Here is a 17,865-nt window from a genome sequence, read left to right on the forward strand (position 1 = left end):
ACGGGCGCGGCAACTCTGACACAGCCGGTGGTGTTGCGCCCAGGCCCGTTACCCCGCTTACTACCCCGCCTTCGATCAGTGCGCCGACCCCATTCCGCCAAGCCCTGTAAACCAGCCGTAGGATTGCGAGTGGCGCCGAGTATTACCCCGTATTCCACCCCGGCCCGGCGTCTGGATTTTTTCGACGGCACGAATTTCATCGACTGGAGCGGAAGCGGCGCATTTTTCGACCCCACAGCCCGCAATTTTTTATCAAATTCCGACAAATGGAGACAAAATCATTCTGCGAGTACTAGCCCTGTGGGAATTTATCACTTAGACTCGAAGAGTCCTCCGTTTGGGTATCTGGAGGCTTGACCGATGTATCAAGTCTTGGATTAAAAAATGACAGCGATGTCAATTTGAGGCATCCAGGGCACAAGGAGAGAGCCTTGGCATTAGTGTCAGCTTTGACACTTGGGGTGCGCCGGGGCGTCAGGAAATCGCATAACGATAAGACCGGGAAAAACCTATGTCATCAAACGTCTTTCAGAAAAAACTTCTGGCAAGCGGAATCGCCCTGGCCCTGGCCGGAGCGGCCGCCCCTCTGGCATTCGCTCAGGAAGAAGAGAAAAAAGAAAAGCAGTCCACCCAGATCGAAGAGGTCGAGGTAGTGGGCTTCAAGGCATCCCTGGAAAGAGCCATCGACGCCAAGCGCTACGCCACCATGGTGATGGACAGCATCACCTCCGAGGATATCGGCAAGTTCCCCGACAAGAACATCGGTGATGCACTGATGCGTATTCCGGGTGTCGGCATTGAACGTCGCTTCGGCGAAGCGGACGGCGTCAGCATCCGCGGCCTGGACCCGGCCCTCAGCCTGACCTACCTCAACGGCCAGGCCATCTCCACCGCCCAGTGGTTCGAGGGCTACCGCCCGACCCGCGGCTTCCGTTCCGACATGCTGGCCGCCGAGCTGGTCTCCGCACTGGAAGTCTACAAGTCGCCGCGCGCCGACCTTCCGGAAGGCTCTGTGGGCGGTATCGTCAATATCAAGACCGCCCGCCCACTGGATCTGGCCAGCGGCACCGCCCGCGGCTCGCTGGAATACCAGTACTCCGAGAACGCCGAGCGCTGGGACCCGGCCTACTCCGGTCTCTACAGCTGGAAGTCCGACGACGAAAAGTTCGGTGTACTGGTCAGCGCCTCTCACCAGGAGCGCTTTACCACCTATGACGCCATGGAAAACTATTACGGTGCTGGCGTAGCAGGCAAGAATGTCGACCCTGCGGGCGACTTTACCAACGCCACCTGGGGTGCCGGCCACGCCATCTTCCAGCAGGAGCGTGAACGCACCGCTTACAACTTTACTGCGCAGTACCAGCCCACCGAGCAGCTGGATATCGTTGCCAACTACCTGAACTTCGAGCTGTCAGCGGACAACGTCAACTCCAACTACCTGGTGGTTCCCGGCCGTACCGACGACATCAGCAATGTCACTGCTTCCAAGGAATTCCCGGCCGGTAACGGTATCCTGAAGCACGATTCCATCCTCGGTAATGTTTCCGGCGAAGCTGGCGATGACTACTGGTTTGGCCCGGACTCCTTCTTCCGTAACACCAATCCGGAAGCGCAGGCGTTCGACCTGGACGTGACCTATACCCACGACTTGTTTGAAGCCCACGCCCAGGTTGGCCACACCGAAGCGGCTGGCGACATCATCGTCATCGGTTACTTCGGTAAGATCAACGCAGCCAATGCCGATGTTGCCGGCCTGACCGGTGATGAAGTGCTCACCCTCGACCTGACCGGCAACAAACTGGGTGTCGACTTCCAGGGCTTTGATCCGAGCAACCCGGCCAACTACCCGCTGGAAATCCGCGAGAACAACCCACACATCGAGGATTCCGACGAGGAGACCTATGCTCAGTTTGACCTGACGGTGCCCATCGACAACGGTGGTTACATCACTTCCGTGAAGACCGGCCTGAAGTACCAGGATCACACCAACGAGCGTCACCTGTACAACTTCACTGCACAGATCCCGGCCAGCCTGGCCCTGGGTAATGCCACCTATGCCGACCTCCCGGTGAACACCGGCTGCGGACAGTATGAGGAAACTGCCAAGGGCAATACGCTGACCTGCCTGCCAACCCTGGACCTGGAAGGCATTCGCAGCCTGTCCGCCAGCCTCACCCCGGGCAATACCCGTGAACGCGAGAGCCTGTCTGACTTCTATGAGATCAACGAAGACAAGCTGGCTCTCTACGCCATGGCGGAGTTCGAGTACGACAAGCTGAGCGGTAACTTCGGTGTCCGCTATGTGGACTACGAACTGGAGTCCGTTGCCAACCAGGAGGCCAATGGCGAGTGGCTGCTCGGCGTTCCGACATCCAACGATTACAGCGAGATCCTGCCGAGCCTGAACGTGGTTTATCAGCTCCAGGATGACCTGCTCCTCCGTGGCGCTGTAGCTCGCGTGATGTCTCTGCCGAACTACCAGGACCTGCGCAACACCTTCAGCTATAACAGCACCACCCTGACCGGCTCTGCTGGTAACCCGAACCTGGACCCGTGGCTGGCCAACCAGTTTGACCTGGGCGTGGAGTGGTATTTTGCTGACGGCGCCCTGGCCAGCGCTACTTACTTCCGCAAGGATATCGAGTCCTTCCTGTTCTCCATCTCTGAGCTCGAGACCCTCGACATCATTGATGAGAACACCGGCGATACCGTTACCCGCCAGCTGGAAGTATCCCGTACCCGTAACGGTGGTGAGGCCAGCGTCCAGGGTCTGGAACTGCAGCTGCAGACGGAAATTGCCTATGGCTTCGGTGTCAGCACCAACTACACCTTCACCGATGCTGAGGTTGTCGACAATAACGGCGTTTCCGGCCTGAACCTGCCGGGTAATTCCGAGGACATGTGGAACGTCACCGGTTACTGGGAAAATGACCGTTACAGCGCCCGCCTGATGGCCAACCACCGCGGCGAGTTCTTCAACGGTATCCGTATCGGCACCGCCTCCGAGACAGAAGCGTTCACATCCATCGATGTGGCCTTCTCCGCAGACGTGACCGACAACGTGACCCTGAGCCTGCAGGGCGTCAACCTGACTGGTGAGCTGTACCGTACCAAGAACTCCCAGGACAACTGGGACGGTATCTTCCAGCTGATCAACGATGGTGGTACCCGCTGGTTCATGAACGCTTCTGTGAAGTTCTAAGAAGCGCTCACCGGCCTCCTCCCGGAGGCCGGACTCCAGCCATAAAAAAAACCGGCCTCGGCCGGTTTTTTTTATGGCTGGGGGTTGTCCTCAGATACTCTGAAAACGGAAATCCTTCAGCTGATCCAGCAGGCGGCGGTTGGTTACCAGCTGTGACGGCACTTCCCTGCGCATACGCCCGATGCGGGCAAAGTTTTCCTTCGCATACTCGAGATGCGGCAGGCGCGCAGAATTGTCATATTGATAATTTCCATAGCCCATGCCATAGAGAATGAATTCATAACTCTCGCGCACGAAAGGCTCCAGGTTGCTTGGCAGGTCAAAGCGACTCGGCGGGTAGTATTGCCAGAAATCCAGATACTCTTTCAGTGACTCCGGTGCCGTCTCCGGACGGGTGTTCTCGATCCAGAAATCCGAATCCGTGCGACCGGTCAGGTAATAGTGCAACTTGATAAAGTCGACCACGCTGTTCCAGCGACCAATAAAGGAGTCGTTGTATTTCTTCTCCAGTCGCTCGAGCATCTCCCGGTTGCGCGGGAACAGTTCCCCGAGCATATTGCAGGCGGCTTCCACCAGGAAAATCGCACTCGCCTCCAGTGGCTCGAGAAACGCCGCCGCCAGCCCAACGGCAACAGAGTTCTTGTGAAAGACCTTTTCCCGGTATCCGAGTCGCATCTTGATGTACTTGGCATCGAGCTTTTCCGAGGCCGGCCCCAGATAGCACCGCAGCTGCTTCTCCGCCTCTTCATCGGAAATAAAATCGTCGCTGTAAACATGGCCGGTTCCGCGTCGTGTCTGCAGGCCGATATCCCAGATCCATCCTGCCTGCTGCGCTGTGGACAGGGTCGGGCTGGCGATGGGAGCATCAGGTCGTTCGTACGGCATCTGGATGGCGATGGCACTGTTCACGAACAGTTTGTCCTTCACCGAACGGAACGGAATACCATAGGTACGATCAATCAGCAGGCCGGTAAACCCGCTGCAGTCGACAAAGAAATCTCCTTCGATATCACCGGCCTCACGAGTGGAGAGAGAGGCAATATGTCCATCCTCATACAAATTGGCCTGCTCGATGTGAGCCGAGACATGCCGGACACCAAGCTCTTCTGTGGCGACTCTCGCCAGCATCTTCGCAAACTTGCCCGCATCCAGGTGATAAGCGTAATTCAGCAGCCCTTCGTAGGCCGGTGTCGCCATGGTCTTGGGGGCGAAATGTCCGCGGCAGGCTTCAGGTTGGACGGAAATCGCATCGGCGTATGGCAGGCCCAGTTCTGATTTCAGATGATGCCAGTAGGGGCCTGGCGAGGTCCGCCACTGCGTATGCGGCAACTCGAACGAGTGGTAGTAGGAGGCATCGGAACCATCCGCATTCAGTCGGTGCCAGTTGACGAACTGTGTCCCCTGCTTGAAAGAGACATCACATTCGCGAATGAAATCAGTCTCATCGATACCGATGCGCTTCAGGGTATTACGCATGGTGGGCCAGGTACCCTCACCGACGCCGATGGTAGGCGTATCCGGCGACTCTACCAGCGTGATGCTGATCTGAGGATCCTCCAGGATATTGAGCTGCCTGGCCAGGGAGGCCGCCACCAACCAGCCGGCCGTACCGCCGCCAACGATGACTACCTTTTTAATTGTGTCCAAAACTGCCCCCAGAGCGGCGTTGTACCAGCATCGAACTGGTGGTGTAATTTATTCTTATACGCGGGCAATACCACAATAAAGCCCAATTGAGTCGTTTAGTTTGCCACCGTTCGCCAGTAGTGGGAACCGCAGTTCCGGGGGAAGTCGAGTTGAAAAAGCCATATTCTGTATTGATTGTCGGCGGCGGCACCGCCGGCTGGATGGCCGCAAACCTGATGGCCCACCGTTGGCGCGACAGTGAGGTTGCCATCACCCTGCTGGAATCGGACACGATTGGCACCATCGGTGTCGGCGAGGGCAGTACGCCCTACCTGAAGGGCTTCTTCAAATCGCTGGGGATTGCCGAATCCGAATGGATGCCGGCCTGCAACGCCACCTACAAATGCGGCATCCGTTTTCCCCGCTGGTCCACGGTGCCCGGCTATGAGTCCTACTACCACCCGTTTTTCTCACCGCTGGACCGTGAAATTGGCCAGGTCTTTTTCCGCAATACCGGGCAGCGGCGCGGCGGGCTGGATGTACCTGCGAACCCCACTGACTTTTTCCACGCGCCTTATCTTTCATCGAACGCCCGCGCCCCGCACCCCGAAAAACCACTCCCGTTCGAACTGGATTACGGCTACCACTTCGATGCCGGACTGCTGGGACGATTCCTGCGTGACACGGCCAAAGCTGCCGGAGTGCAACATGTCATCGATACCGTTTCCGCCGTCGAGCGAAACGCCGAGCGTATCGACGCGGTAGTCACGGAAAAACACGGGCGTGTCGCAGCGGACTTGTTTGTCGACTGCTCCGGCTTCCGCGCGTTACTTCTAAGCGGTGCGCCCGGCTACCGGTTCCGCGACTTCAGCAGCACCCTGTTCAATAACGCGGCGGTCACGGTGCAAATGGAGCGCGACCAGTCCCAGCCACTGTTGTCCGAAACCATCTCGGAGGGTCTTTCCAGCGGCTGGATGTGGCGCATCCCACTGCAGAACCGGACCGGTTGCGGCTATGTGTACAGCGACCACTTTGTTGCGGCGAATGACGCGGAAGCAGAACTCCGCAAGACGCTGCGCCTGCCGGAGTCGGCGCGGGTCAATCACCTGAAGATGAAGGTGGGCCGGGTGGAACAGCACTGGCACGGCAACTGTCTTGGCGTCGGTCTGTCACAGGGATTTATTGAGCCGCTTGAGGCCACCGCACTAATGCTGGTCCAGTTCACCATCGAGCACTTTCTGGACGCGTTCCGGTTCAGCGAGCCGGAAGCCGCTGGCGAGCAGAAGAGAACCGGTTTCAACGAGCGCATCAACCAGCTCTTCGACGGCGTGCTGGACTACGTGGCCGGACACTACCGGCTCAATACCCGCGAGGATACCGCCTACTGGCGCACGGCACGGGAGGACGCGATCATCTCCGATCGGCTGCAGGCATTGCTGGATTGTTGGGACAACAACGGCGACGTGGATGGCCTGCTGGAGCAGGCCGGTGCGGAACTGGTGTATTCCAGAGCCAGCTGGTACTCGCTGCTGGCGGGTATGGGACGTTTTCCTGTCAGCCTGCGTCCGGCAGACGCGGCAGTGCAGCAGGAATGGGAGGATGTGCGGCGTTTCTGCACCGGCAACCAGGCCCGCTTCCGGCAGCATCAGGCGCAACTGGACATGCTGACCCGTACGGACCACGAGCCGGCGTAACCTTTACCCGGTCCGCCGGTCTCCTGTCTCGGCCGCGGTTTCTGGCCCCGGACCAGCCAACCCGGGTCAGGCCCCTGCGAGGCCCTCCCCTGCCAGTTCAGGCTTTCCCGGCGCCTCCGGAGTACGCAGCGGCTTGAAGATCAGCAGCAACAGCGGCAGCAGGGTCAGGGAACCCAGCAGCGCCGCTGACATCGCCAGCGCCGTCAGCAGGCCGAAGTAAATCGACGGCACGAACTTTGACAGCGCCAGGATCGAAAAGCCGGCGATGATGGTGATGGCGGTATAAAACATGGCCCGGCCGATGGTGGCATGGCTGCGGTGCATGGTCGCCAGGTAGTCGCCGTCCTTCGCAAACTCACTGCGGAAGCGGTAGAGGTAGTGGATCGCGTGGTCCACACCAATACCCACGGTAATGGCGGCGATGGTGATCGTCATCATGTCCAGCGGAATGCCAGCCAGCCCCATGCCGCCCAGTACTACAGCCGCAGCGAGCATGTTCGGGATCAGGGCAATGATCGCGATGGACAGCGAGCGGAACAGAACCAGGAACATCAGCAGGATGCCGACAAACACTGCACCCAGGGTCAGGATCTGTGACTTGAACAGGCTCTGCAACATGTTGTTGTAAAGCACCAGCAGGCCAGTCTGGCGGATGTTCTCCGGCGCTATCCCCATCTCGTCGTGGGCATAATCGTATATGCGCTGGATCAACTCGTCCCGACGCAGGTTCGGGTCCGTCTCCATGGCACGCAGGGTAATGCGGGCCTGGCTGTGCTCAAGAGAGAGGTAGGGCTCGACCAGTACATCCTCGATTTCCGGTGGCAGGCTCGTACGGGCCACGGCCAGCTCGAAATCATTCAGCGGGCCGCCATTCAGGTCTCGCGCCACCTTGTACAGGGTTGCCAGCGACTGCACTTTGCCAATTTCCGGCTGCCGCTCGAGAAAGTCGTGCAGCTGCTCGATCTTGGACAGGCCGGCCACGCTGAACCAGTAACTGGGCTCTACCGACTCGGATTCGGCAGCAAAGGGATCGTCCACGGCAAAGGGATCTTCCGCGGCAAATGCATCCTCCTCCCCGGCCGATTCCTCCGCATCCATGGCAAACGGGTCTTCCTCACCTTCGAATGCCGGGGTTTCCACCTCAGGCTTGTCGAGGATGATGTCCAGCGTCACGGTGCCACCAAGGCGACGATCAATCACCAGCATGCCCTGGTAGATCTCGGTGGAGCTGTCGAAGTAATCGATAAAGCGGTTCTCGACCTTGAGCTGAGTCGCACCGACCCCGCCCAGCACAGCAGCGACAGCGGCCACCGCCAGCACGATGGCACGACGGTGCTCGGCAAAGCGGGAAAACAGCAGCGTGAACGCGTGGGAGTTGTCTTGGCTGATGCCCTCGGTGCGCTTGGGCAGCAGCATCAGGACCGCCGGGATGATCAGGAACGACAGCACCAGCGCCAGACTCACGCCCATGGTCATCATCCAGCCGAAATCGATCACCGGGCGAATGCCACTGACCACCAGTGACGCAAATGCCACGATGGTGGTGAGCGCCGTGTACAGGCACGGCTTGGCCATAAAGCGCACGGCCTCCAGGGCGAGCTGACGCCGATCCCAGCCCGGATTCTGCGCTGCCAGTTCCCGGTATCGCACCGACAGGTGGATGGTGATGGCCAGGGTGATGATCAGCAGCAGGGCGACAAAATTGGCCGAGATCACGGTCAGGCGCCAGTCGAGCCAGCTGAGAAGCCCGAGCATGATCACAGCGGTCACGATACAGGTACTCAGCGGTAGCAGCACCCAGCGCACCTGACGGAAGATGATCAGCAGGGTGACGATGATAAACAGCAGGATGCCCGCACCGAAGACCACCAGGTCGCTCTTGATGAAGGCGATCATGTCGGCAGTGATCATGGAGACACCACCAAGGAACAGTTCCGCCTCGCTTTCATAGGACGCGAGGATGCCGCGCACTACCTCCACCCGCTCACGGGACGCCAGGTCCTGCTCGGTGCGATGCTGCAGGTATTCCGCGCTCACCTCTTCGAGACGGGCCGCTTCGGCCTCGCTCAGGCCCTCACTGTCGCGCTGGCGGCGCAGGGCATCCCGCTCCCGCACCAGCTCCAGACCGCGACGATCCAGCTCCAGGTTCATGAGCAGCGCCGTGGTCTGCCCGTCCGGGCTCAGGATCAGGTCGCGATAAATGGGGCTGGCCAGGAATTCCTGCCGGGCCTGGCTCTTGTCTGTGCCGGGTGTGGAAAGGGTACGGATGCCATCCGCCAGCTCGGAAATCTCCGGCTTGGGGCTATAGAGTAACGGCACATCGAGAATTGTCTGCACGCTCTCGACGCCCTGCACCTGGGCCAGCTCGTTGCGCAGCTGGCGCAGGGTACTCAGGGAGGCATCATCGAACAGGTCACCCTGCTTCGAGCGGTAAGTCACCACCAGGAAGTCACCGCTGGCATAGCGCTCGGAAATCTCGCGGTAGTAGTCCAGCGCCTCGTCCGCTTCCAGGGTCAGGGAGTCGGCAGAGGCATCGATCTTGAACCGCGGCAGGCCGAACGCGGCGGCGATGGTGAGCAGCGCCACGAATACCAGCACACCTTTCGGGTGACGGGTGATCAGGTTCTCGTAGGTGGTCTTGAAAGCAGACAGCATAGTGGTTCGCTAAAGTTAGGAATTCTTGTTACCGGCCCGCTGTTCCCGCGGGTGGCGGAGGTGCGGCGCCCAGGCCGCATTGGTCTCAATTCAGTTGCCAGGTCAGGGCCTGTCCAGATGCCCCAGCTCGCGGTCCGGGAACAACAGATCCCGCAGGCGGCGTTTTAGTTCCTTTGCGGATGGAAATCCACCATCGCGTTTTCGTTCCCAGAGCAAAGTGCCGTCGGCGACAATCTCGAACGCCCCGCCGGTCACCGGCTCCAGGGTGACGCCCTGCAGGTCTTCGGCGAAGGTGTGCAGCAGCTCCTGAGCCATCCAGGTCGCCCGCAACATCCAGTTGCACTGGCTGCAGTAGCGGATTGTGACCGAGGGCTTCATGGTCGCGGCATCTCACCAACCGAACCCGCCTCTCCCCAGCGGGGCAGCAGGGCCTGCTGGAGGCCCAGTTGATCCAGCAACCGTGCCACCACGAAATCCACCAGGTCTTCCACGGTGCGGGGGCGCTGGTAAAACCCGGGGCTGGCGGGCAGCACCACCGCACCCATACGGGTCAGTTTGAGCATGTTCTCCAGGTGGATCTCCGAGTAAGGCGCCTCGCGGGGCACCAGAATCAGCTGGCGCCGCTCCTTCAGGGCCACATCTGCGGCACGCTCGATCAGGTTGTTGGAGGCACCGCAGGCGATGGCAGACAGGGTGCCGCCACTCGCCGGGCAGATCACCATGCTGGCCGGGCTGCCGGTGCCGGAGGCCACCGGAGAAAACCAGTCTCGCTTTCCGAACAGCTTCAACTGCCCCGGCCTGGCGCCGAAGCGATCCGCCAGGAAGGCCTCAATCGCCTCGTCGCCGTCATTTTCCGGCAACTGGCAATCGGTCTCCGTATTGATGACCACCTGGGCCGCGTCAGAGAGCAGCAGCCACACCCGCACATCGGCCGCCAGCAGGCTCTGCAATAGCCGCAGGCCGTACTGGGCTCCCGAGGCGCCAGTCATGGCAAGGGTCACGGTGTTGGAAAATCCGGCTTCGGCCAATGTTGTCTCTACCCGGGCTTGCCCAGCCCTCAACTGAACGCCCCGACGCACTGCGGGACGTCAAAAAACTGGCGACGGCCGCGCTCAAGCGCCAGACGGGTCGCGTTTCTGTTCCAGCACCGCCAGCAGCCGCTGGTGAATGCCGCCGAAGCCGCCGTTACTCATCACCACGATATGGGTGCCCGGCCCGGCCAGATTGACCGCGGATTCTACCCCAGCCTCGATATTGTCGAAAATCTTTGCCGGCACCGTGGAGTGGTGCACCACATCACCGAGGGACCAGTTCATGCCCTCCGGCTGGTACCAGAGCACCAGGTCAGCCCCGGCACAGGCCCGGGCCAGGTGGTTCTGGTGGATACCCATACGCATGGTGTTGGAGCGCGGTTCAATCAGGGCGATGATCTTGTCCTGCCCCACCCGGGCGCGCAGGCCGTTGAGGGTGGACTCGATGGCGGTAGGATGATGGGCGAAGTCGTCATAGACGCGCACGCCCCCGACTTCGCCCAGGCACTCCATGCGCCGCTTGACGCCCTCGAAGCAGGCCAGGGCCTCGGCTGCCACTGCCGGCTCCACCCCCACATGGCGTGCCGCGGCCATGGCTGCGAGGCCGTTTCTGACGTTGTGCAGCCCGGTGTGCTGCCACTGCACGCGGGCGATCTCAGCGCCGCGGAACTGCACCGCAAACGCACCGCCATCGGCAGCCACATCCACCGCACACCAGTCACCCAGGCGCACATCGTCTTCCGCCTCGGTGGAGAATCGCTGTACCTCGGTCCAGCAGCCCTGTTCCAGCACCTGCTCAACGTTGTCCTCGGCCGCCGAAACGATCAGGCCGTTGCCGGGCACGGTGCGCACCAGGTGGTGGAACTGCCGCTGGATCGCCGCCAGATCGGGAAAGATATCCGCGTGGTCGAACTCGAGATTGTTGATGATCAGGGTCCGCGGGCGGTAGTGGACAAACTTGGATCGCTTGTCGAAGAAGGCAGTATCGTACTCGTCCGCCTCCACCACGAAGAACGGCGTCTCCCCCAGGCGGGCCGAGACGTCAAAATTGCGCGGCACGCCACCGATCAGGAAGCCGGGCTTCATCCCGGCATGCTCGAGAATCCAGGCCAGCATGCTGGCGGTGGTGGTCTTGCCGTGGGTCCCCGAAACCGCCAGCACCCAGCGGCCCCCGAGGAAGTGGTCACACAGCCACTGGGCACCGGAGGTATAGGGCAGCCCACGATCCAGTACCGCCTCGACGGCCGGATTACCCCGCGACAGGGCGTTGCCGATGATCACCAGGTCCGGGGCCGGCTCCAGCTGAGCCGGGTCGTAACCCTCGGTGAGCGCAATACCCGCCAGCTCCAACTGGGTGCTCATGGGCGGGTAGACGTTGGCGTCGCTGCCCGTGACCTTGTGGCCCTCGGCCACCGCCAGTTGCGCCAGGCTGCCCATAAAGGTGCCGCAGATACCTAAAATATGAATATGCATAGGGATTCGAATGCTCCTCTCGATAGGCGCAAGCTTATCACGGGGTGACATCCCGGGCCCGATGGAAGACTGGACTAAAAGGCAGCAGCGGGGCCGGCACGCCCACAATCTGTGCATTTACGCCCCGATTCCTATAGACTCCGCCCCCGAAATTGCCGGCCTCAGCCCCCGGGTGGTAGTAGGATCCGCCGCCAATCGCCAGCAACCAATTTGCGCGCCCCAACTGTCAGCGAGCCCCAGGGTTCGCGCCAGCGGTTGGGGCGCGACGGTTTACGGGGGCGGGACACTGCCGCGAACCGCTCTCTGATTTACAGGATGCCCATGTCGAAGAAGAACGCCTTTTACGCTCAATCCGGTGGCGTTACCGCCGTTATCAATGCCTCCGCCTGCGGTGTAATCGAAGCCGCACGTGAACACAGCGATAAGATCGGTCATGTTTACGCTGGGTTGAATGGCATTCTCGGCGCCCTGCACGAAGAGCTGATCGACGTCAGCGAGGAGAGCGTCGAGACCATCGCCGCCCTGCGCCACACCCCGTCCGGCGCCTTCGGCTCCTGCCGCTACAAGCTGAAGAGCCTGGAAGAGAACCGCGCGGAATACGAGCGCCTCATCGAGGTATTCAAGGCCCACGACATCGGTTACTTCTTTTATAACGGCGGCGGCGATTCCGCCGATACCTGCCTGAAGGTGTCCCAGCTGTCCGAGACCATGGGCTACCCGATCCAGGCGATCCACATTCCCAAGACCGTGGATAACGACCTGCCCCACACTGACAACTGCCCGGGCTTCGGTTCCGTGGCCAAGTACGTGGCGGTCTCCACCATGGAAGCGGCTCTGGATGTGGCCTCCATGTGCGCCACCTCCACCAAAGTGTTCATCCTTGAGGTGATGGGCCGTCACGCCGGCTGGATTGCCGCTGCGGGTGCCCTCGCCCAACAGCAGGAAGGCGACGCCCCCCACATCATCCTGTTCCCGGAAGTGGCCTTCGACAGGGAGAAGTTCCTGAAGAAAGTGCAGGACACCGTGGACGAGAAGGGCTACTGCGTGATCGTGGCCTCCGAGGGCGCCCAGTACGCTGACGGTACCTTCCTGGCCGACGCCGGCACCACTGACGCCTTTGGCCACAAGCAGCTGGGTGGCGTGGCGCCGACCCTGGCCAACATGATCAAGTCCGAACTGGGCCTGAAATACCACTGGGCACTGGCGGACTACCTGCAGCGCGCTGCCCGCCACATCGCTTCCGCCACCGACGTCTCCCAGGCCTATGCCGTCGGACGCGCAGCGGTGGAGATGGCCCTCGAGGGCAAGAACGCCATCATGCCCTGCATCGTCCGCGACCAGGGTCCGGAATACGGCTGGTCCGTCGGTGAGGCGCCGCTGTCAGAAGTGGCCAACGTGGAAAAGATGATGCCGAAGGAGTACATCAGCGAAGACGGCTTCGGCATCACCCAAGCCGGCCGCGACTATCTGCTGCCGCTGATTCAGGGCGAGGATTACCCACCGTTCAAGAACGGTGTGCCGCAGTATGCGAAGCTGAAGAAAGTACTGGTGGAGAAGAAGCTGGAGGAGACTTTCAAGTCCTAGCCTGCCCTCCTCTCCTGTTTCAGCCCCTCGGGAATTGTCGTTCACCGGACTGCACTTTCCGGGAAGGGGCCGATATCGGGTATCGCTTTGTGAGACCTTCACCGCCATGGATGGCGGTGCAGAGCCCCCAGGGATGGGTTCACGGCGTGTCTCACAAAGCGAGACCCGTTAGCGGCACCGCCAACCGAAATATTCAAGCGCACGGCCCCAACACCCCACCACTTTCTGTGGGTTACTGTTGCTGCCTCAACCCTCCTGCCCCACTCGCTCCGCCAGAATCTCCCCGGCGATACGAAACGATTTCAGCCGCGCGGCGTGATCGTACATGGCCCCGGTTACGATCAGCTCATCCACCCGGGTGCGCGCCAGGAAACCGTCGATCCAGGCCGCCACGCTGTCCCGACCGCCCACCGCAGTCTCTGCCAGGGCCTGGGCTATCTGCATCCGCTCCGACGGAGATCCAACTGCTTCCGGGTCGTCTACTGGCGGTTTCAGCTGCCCCGGCGTACCACGCCGCAGCGCCACAAACTGCTGTTCGATCGACGTCATCAGCCGCCGCCCCTCCGCGTCCATATCGGCCGCAAACACATTGATCGCAGCCGCTGCATAGGGCCTGTCCAGGTAGGCCGATGGCTCGAAACGCTCGCGGTAAATATGTAGCGCCTGGTCCAGCATGGCCGGGGCGAAATGGGAGGCGAAGGCAAACGGCAGCCCCAGCGCCGCCGCCAGCTGCGCACTGTAGAGACTCGATCCCAGTAGCCACACCGGTACCCGCAGACCGGCACCGGGCACCGCCCGCACCTTCTGCCCGGGCTGTTCCGGTTCCAGTAAGTGCAGCAGCTCCTGCACATCTTCGGGAAAATGATCGGCCGCGGTGGTGGGATCGCGCCGCAGCGCCATCATGGTGGCGCCGTCGGTGCCGGGCGCCCGCCCCAGGCCCAGGTCCACCCGCTCGGGATACACGGCGGCCAGTGTTCCAAACTGCTCCGCGATCACCAGCGGCGAGTGATTGGGCAACATCACGCCGCCGGCTGCCACGCGGATTTTCTCGGTGCCTGCGGCGATGTAGCCCAGCGCCACGGCCGTCGCCGCGCTGGCTACGCCGGGCATATTGTGATGCTCGGCCATCCAGAAACGTCGATAACCGAGCTTTTCCGCGTGCCGGGCCAGATCGAGGGAATTGCGCAGGGCGAGCCCCGCATCACCACCCTCGGTGATTGGGGACAGGTCGAGCAGGGAATAGGCTTGCAAGGTACCTCCACTGAACACTGCTGGAGTCAACGCGACGCGTTAGGTTACTGCTTTGGGTATTCCCGACTCAAACTGCGCGATCCGGGCAAAGCGGGAGTATCTCAAGAGGCTCCCCATACTTCCTCGAGCCGCTGGTCCCGTCCACACCGATACCGATAGTATTTGTACCGCACCGGATTGCGCTGGTAGTAATCCTGGTGATAATCCTCGGCCGGATAGAAAGTGGCCTCTGGTACTACCTGCGTCGCCACCGGTTTTCCCAGCTGCTGAGCTACCTGCTGCTTGCTCGCTTCCGCCAGCTGTTTCTCTTCTGCATTGCCGTAAAAAATGGCACTGCGATACTGGTCGCCGCGGTCACAGAACTGTCCACCCCCATCCAGGGGATCCACATTTTTCCAGAATACGTCCAGCAACTGGGCGTAACTGATCTTGTCGGCATCGTAGGTGACCTGCACTACTTCGGCATGGCCGGTGCCACCGCCGGATACCTGTTCATAGGTAGGGTTGGCCACTTTGCCACCACTGTAGCCGGAGGTGGTTTTGAGCACGCCGTCGAGCTTGTCGTAGGGTGGTTCCATACACCAGAAACAACCGCCGGCAAACACGGCGGTCTGGATATTTCCCCGGGCCTCCTGGGCATTCACCAGCACGGCCATGGATAACAGCCCCGCTATGGTGAGCAACCCCACTGCGATTAACCTGCGCATATCGACTCCTGTCCACACTTTCTCTGTCTGTCGTTATACGACGGAAAATCTTACAGGTTCAGTGCACCACTACAGGCGCGGGAAAAGAGTTCCCGATAGGCGGCGGCATCAAACGAAATCGGGTTACTGCCGGCGGAGGGATCTACCGCCGCCATCTCTCCCACCCGCTCAGCCTGGGCATCGTCGATACCGATCTCCTCGAGGGTGTGCGGAATACCGATGGTGTCCCGCAGCGCCAGCACCCAGTCCAGAACAGCATCCAGCCCGCTCCCGGGCAGATCCAGATAGCGGGCCAGCCGCACCATCGGCTCGGCAATGACTTCGCGGTTGGCCTGCAGCACGTACGGCATCAGGACCGCATTGATGGTGCCGTGGTGGGTGTCGTAGAGGGCGCCGATCGGATGGGCCAGCGCGTGCATGGCACCGAGGCCGCGCTGGAAAGCCGTGGCGCCCATGCTCGATGCCACCAGCATCTGCTGGCGCGCCTCGAGATCAGCGCCATCGGCCACTGCACGCGGCAGGTATTCCTTGACCAGGCGGATACCCTCCAGCGCGATGCCCTCGGCCATGGGATGAAAGGCGGGCGCACAGAAGGCCTCGAGATTGTGGGAAAGCGCATCCATGCCGGTGGCAGCGGTGAGGGCCGGGGGCAGACCCACCGTCAACTCCGGATCCAGGATCACGGTAGCGGGCAGCATTTTCGGGTGGAAAATGATGCGCTTGAGCTGCGCGTCCTCGTCAGTAATGACGGACGAGCGCCCCACTTCCGAACCGGTACCGGCGGTCGTCGGCACCGCTATCACGGGTACCATGCCGGACTCATCCACGCGGGTAAAATTGTCCCCCACATCTTCGAAATCCCAGATCGGTCGGCGCTGACCGACCATCAGCGCCATCGCCTTGCCGGCATCCAGTGCCGAACCGCCACCCATGGCAATGACACCGTCGTGCCAGCCAGAGCGCAGTGCCTCCACCCCGGCCGCGACGTTCTTGCCGTTGGGGTTGCCCTTGATGCTGCTGAACAGCCCCGCTTTCAGGCCATTGGCCTCGCAGAGTGTCAGCACCTTTTCCACCATCGGCAAGCCCGCCAGCCCCGGATCGGTAACCACCAGCGGGGCGTGGATACCGAGTTCCCCGCAGACCTGCGCCAACTCCCCAATGCGCCCCGGGCCGACGCGAATCGCGGTGGGATAATTCCAGTTGTTGTGAAAGCGCTGCGTATCCATAGGCTTGACCGGACGGCTCAGGGCCGCTTTTTCAGGTGAAAGGATTTTGGGCGGGTCAGGTGTTCGTACCCCACCGAAGAGAGCGTGCAACCGCGACCGGACTTTTTGACCCCGGTCCACGCGAGGGCCGGGTCGAGATAGTCGCAGCGGTTCAGGAACACCGTGCCGGTTTGCAGGCGATCGCCGATCGCTTTTGCGGCCTCAAGATCTGTGCTGTAGATGGCAGCAGTCAGGCCGAAGTCGCTGTCGTTCATCAGAGCAATCGCCTCATCGTCATCCCGTACCGGCTGCACCCCCAGTACCGGGCCAAAAGACTCTTCCCGCATGACCCGCATCTCGTGGTTCACTTCTGTCAGCAGCTGTGGCGCCAGGTAGGGGGTGCCGGGCCGGTCGGCGGGGAAAGTGACGGGATCGATATGGGCGCGGGCACCGGCGGACAGCGCCTCGTCTACCTGCCCGCGCACAAAATCCGCGGCGGCCGTGCGCACCAGCGGGCCCAGCGTCGTGTCCGGGTCGTCCGGGCGACCCAGCCGGTACTCGCCGATCAGCGCCGCCGCCCGCTCGACCACCGCATCGAACAAACGCTCGTGCACGTACAGGCGTTCGATACCACAGCAGGACTGCCCGGAATTGAAAAAGGCTCCATCCACCGCACTGGCAACGGACGCTCCCAGCTCCGCATCCTCGCGGATGTAGGCCGGATCCTTGCCGCCCAGCTCCAGCCCCACATGAATAAACCGCCCGGCAGCCACCCGTTCCACCATGGCGCCACCGGGCACCGAGCCGGTGAAAGCCACATGGTCCACTTCCGGCGCACTGATCAGACGCTCGGTATTACCGTGACTCAGGTGCAGGTACTGGAGAACCCCGGTGGGCAGCCCCGCTTCAGCAAATACTTCCACCATCCGCTCGGCGCACAGCGGTGTCTGCGCCGAGTGCTTGAGCAGCACCACATTGCCGGCCAGAAGCGAGGGCACCACGGCATTGACCGCCGTCAGGTAGGGGTAATTCCACGGGGCAATGACGAAGGAAATACCCAGCGGTTCACGGCGGATAAAGCGCTCGAACCCCTCTTTTTCCGGCAGGCGGATATCGGCCAGGGCCGCTTCGGCGATGTCCGCCATGGTATTGGCACGCTCGGCAAAGCCGAGGATCTCACCGCTGGCAAAGCGGATTGGCCGCCCCATCATCCAGGTGAGTTCAGGACCCAGCTGCTCCTTGCGCTCGGTGAATATCTCCACGGCCTTGCGCACCAGCGCGATCCGGTCCGCCACCGGCGTGTTTCGCCAGAATGGCTGCGCACGGGCGGCAGCATCCAGAACGGCTCGTATTTCCGACTCGCTGGCCAGCGGGCGCTCCACGTACAGGGAGCCATCCACCGGCGACAGGCATTGCAATGTGCTCATAGGCTGGCGC

12 protein-coding genes are annotated in these 17,865 nt (G+C 61.4%); 3 read left to right on the forward strand and 9 right to left on the reverse strand.

Annotated elements, in window-relative coordinates; all coding sequences use genetic code 11:
- Positions 1-511: 511 nt before the first annotated feature.
- Positions 512-3,202 (forward strand): TonB-dependent receptor, encoded by a 2,691-nt coding sequence (locus LVD12_RS05925; RefSeq protein WP_237066426.1) that lies wholly within the window; start codon positions 512-514, stop codon positions 3,200-3,202.
- A 90-nt stretch (positions 3,203-3,292) separates the two neighbouring features.
- Here the strand turns inward: LVD12_RS05925 and LVD12_RS05930 are convergent, their stop codons facing one another.
- The gene (locus LVD12_RS05930; RefSeq protein ID WP_237066428.1) at positions 3,293-4,849 is read right to left on the reverse strand and encodes a tryptophan halogenase family protein; all 1,557 of its coding nucleotides are present in this window, start codon (positions 4,847-4,849) and stop codon (positions 3,293-3,295) included.
- Between the two features lie 149 nt (positions 4,850-4,998).
- On the opposite strand from LVD12_RS05930, the gene LVD12_RS05935 reads away from it, so the two are divergent.
- A complete protein-coding gene (locus LVD12_RS05935; RefSeq protein WP_237066430.1) occupies positions 4,999-6,522 on the forward strand; it encodes a tryptophan halogenase family protein in 1,524 nt (507 codons plus the stop codon).
- A 66-nt stretch (positions 6,523-6,588) separates the two neighbouring features.
- Here the strand turns inward: LVD12_RS05935 and LVD12_RS05940 are convergent, their stop codons facing one another.
- From LVD12_RS05940 to mpl, 4 genes are all read right to left on the reverse strand, one after another.
- Positions 6,589-9,177, reverse strand: a complete 2,589-nt coding sequence (locus LVD12_RS05940; RefSeq protein ID WP_237066432.1) for an efflux RND transporter permease subunit — start codon at positions 9,175-9,177, stop codon at positions 6,589-6,591.
- 102 nt (positions 9,178-9,279) lie between these two features.
- Complete coding sequence (locus LVD12_RS05945) at positions 9,280-9,555, reverse strand: Rdx family protein (protein ID WP_237066434.1); 276 nt, start codon at positions 9,553-9,555, stop codon at positions 9,280-9,282.
- A complete protein-coding gene (locus LVD12_RS05950) occupies positions 9,552-10,166 on the reverse strand; it encodes a flavin prenyltransferase UbiX (protein ID WP_237066839.1) in 615 nt (204 codons plus the stop codon). Before LVD12_RS05950 ends, LVD12_RS05945 begins: the two co-directional genes overlap by 4 nt.
- Positions 10,167-10,289: 123 nt before the next feature.
- Positions 10,290-11,681: a UDP-N-acetylmuramate:L-alanyl-gamma-D-glutamyl-meso-diaminopimelate ligase gene (mpl, locus tag LVD12_RS05955; protein WP_237066436.1), complete on the reverse strand. Its 1,392-nt coding sequence runs from the start codon at positions 11,679-11,681 to the stop codon at positions 10,290-10,292.
- Positions 11,682-12,002: 321 nt separating this feature from the next.
- Here mpl and LVD12_RS05960 point away from each other — a divergent pair, with 321 nt between their 5' ends.
- Positions 12,003-13,265 carry a 6-phosphofructokinase gene (locus tag LVD12_RS05960; protein ID WP_237066438.1) on the forward strand — a complete coding sequence of 421 codons (1,263 nt, stop codon included), beginning with the start codon at positions 12,003-12,005 and terminating at the stop codon, positions 13,263-13,265.
- 246 nt (positions 13,266-13,511) lie between these two features.
- Here LVD12_RS05960 and LVD12_RS05965 read toward each other — a convergent pair whose 3' ends face one another.
- The 4 genes from LVD12_RS05965 to LVD12_RS05980 all read right to left on the reverse strand — a co-directional run bounded on the left by LVD12_RS05965 (position 13,512) and on the right by LVD12_RS05980 (position 17,855).
- Positions 13,512-14,516 carry an LLM class flavin-dependent oxidoreductase gene (locus LVD12_RS05965; protein ID WP_369413367.1) on the reverse strand — a complete coding sequence of 335 codons (1,005 nt, stop codon included), beginning with the start codon at positions 14,514-14,516 and terminating at the stop codon, positions 13,512-13,514.
- A gap of 101 nt (positions 14,517-14,617) precedes the next feature.
- The gene (gene msrA / locus LVD12_RS05970) at positions 14,618-15,223 is read right to left on the reverse strand and encodes a peptide-methionine (S)-S-oxide reductase MsrA (RefSeq protein ID WP_237066440.1); all 606 of its coding nucleotides are present in this window, start codon (positions 15,221-15,223) and stop codon (positions 14,618-14,620) included.
- Between the two features lie 50 nt (positions 15,224-15,273).
- Entirely contained in the window at positions 15,274-16,449 is a 1,176-nt protein-coding gene (locus LVD12_RS05975; RefSeq protein ID WP_237066442.1) for an iron-containing alcohol dehydrogenase, read from the reverse strand.
- A gap of 17 nt (positions 16,450-16,466) precedes the next feature.
- Positions 16,467-17,855, reverse strand: a complete 1,389-nt coding sequence (locus LVD12_RS05980; RefSeq protein ID WP_237066444.1) for an aldehyde dehydrogenase family protein — start codon at positions 17,853-17,855, stop codon at positions 16,467-16,469.
- Positions 17,856-17,865 lie beyond the last annotated feature (10 nt).

The sequence above is a fragment of the Microbulbifer guangxiensis genome (genome assembly GCF_021729075.1).
In the GTDB taxonomy this organism is placed as follows: domain Bacteria; phylum Pseudomonadota; class Gammaproteobacteria; order Pseudomonadales; family Cellvibrionaceae; genus Microbulbifer; species Microbulbifer guangxiensis.

Bases quoted from the DNA above. Each gene is read 5' to 3' on its own strand.
- LVD12_RS05925 (WP_237066426.1), top strand. From the start codon at position 512: ATGTCATCAAACGTCTTTCAGAAAAAACTTCTGGCAAGCGGAATCGCC.
- LVD12_RS05940 (WP_237066432.1), bottom strand. From the start codon at position 9,177: ATGCTGTCTGCTTTCAAGACCACCTACGAGAACCTGATCACCCGTCAC.
- LVD12_RS05945 (WP_237066434.1), bottom strand. From the start codon at position 9,555: ATGAAGCCCTCGGTCACAATCCGCTACTGCAGCCAGTGCAACTGGATG.
- LVD12_RS05950 (WP_237066839.1), bottom strand. From the start codon at position 10,166: ATGACTGGCGCCTCGGGAGCCCAGTACGGCCTGCGGCTATTGCAGAGC.
- mpl (WP_237066436.1), bottom strand. From the start codon at position 11,681: ATGCATATTCATATTTTAGGTATCTGCGGCACCTTTATGGGCAGCCTG.
- LVD12_RS05960 (WP_237066438.1), top strand. From the start codon at position 12,003: ATGTCGAAGAAGAACGCCTTTTACGCTCAATCCGGTGGCGTTACCGCC.
- msrA (WP_237066440.1), bottom strand. From the start codon at position 15,223: ATGCGCAGGTTAATCGCAGTGGGGTTGCTCACCATAGCGGGGCTGTTA.
- LVD12_RS05975 (WP_237066442.1), bottom strand. From the start codon at position 16,449: ATGGATACGCAGCGCTTTCACAACAACTGGAATTATCCCACCGCGATT.
- LVD12_RS05980 (WP_237066444.1), bottom strand. From the start codon at position 17,855: ATGAGCACATTGCAATGCCTGTCGCCGGTGGATGGCTCCCTGTACGTG.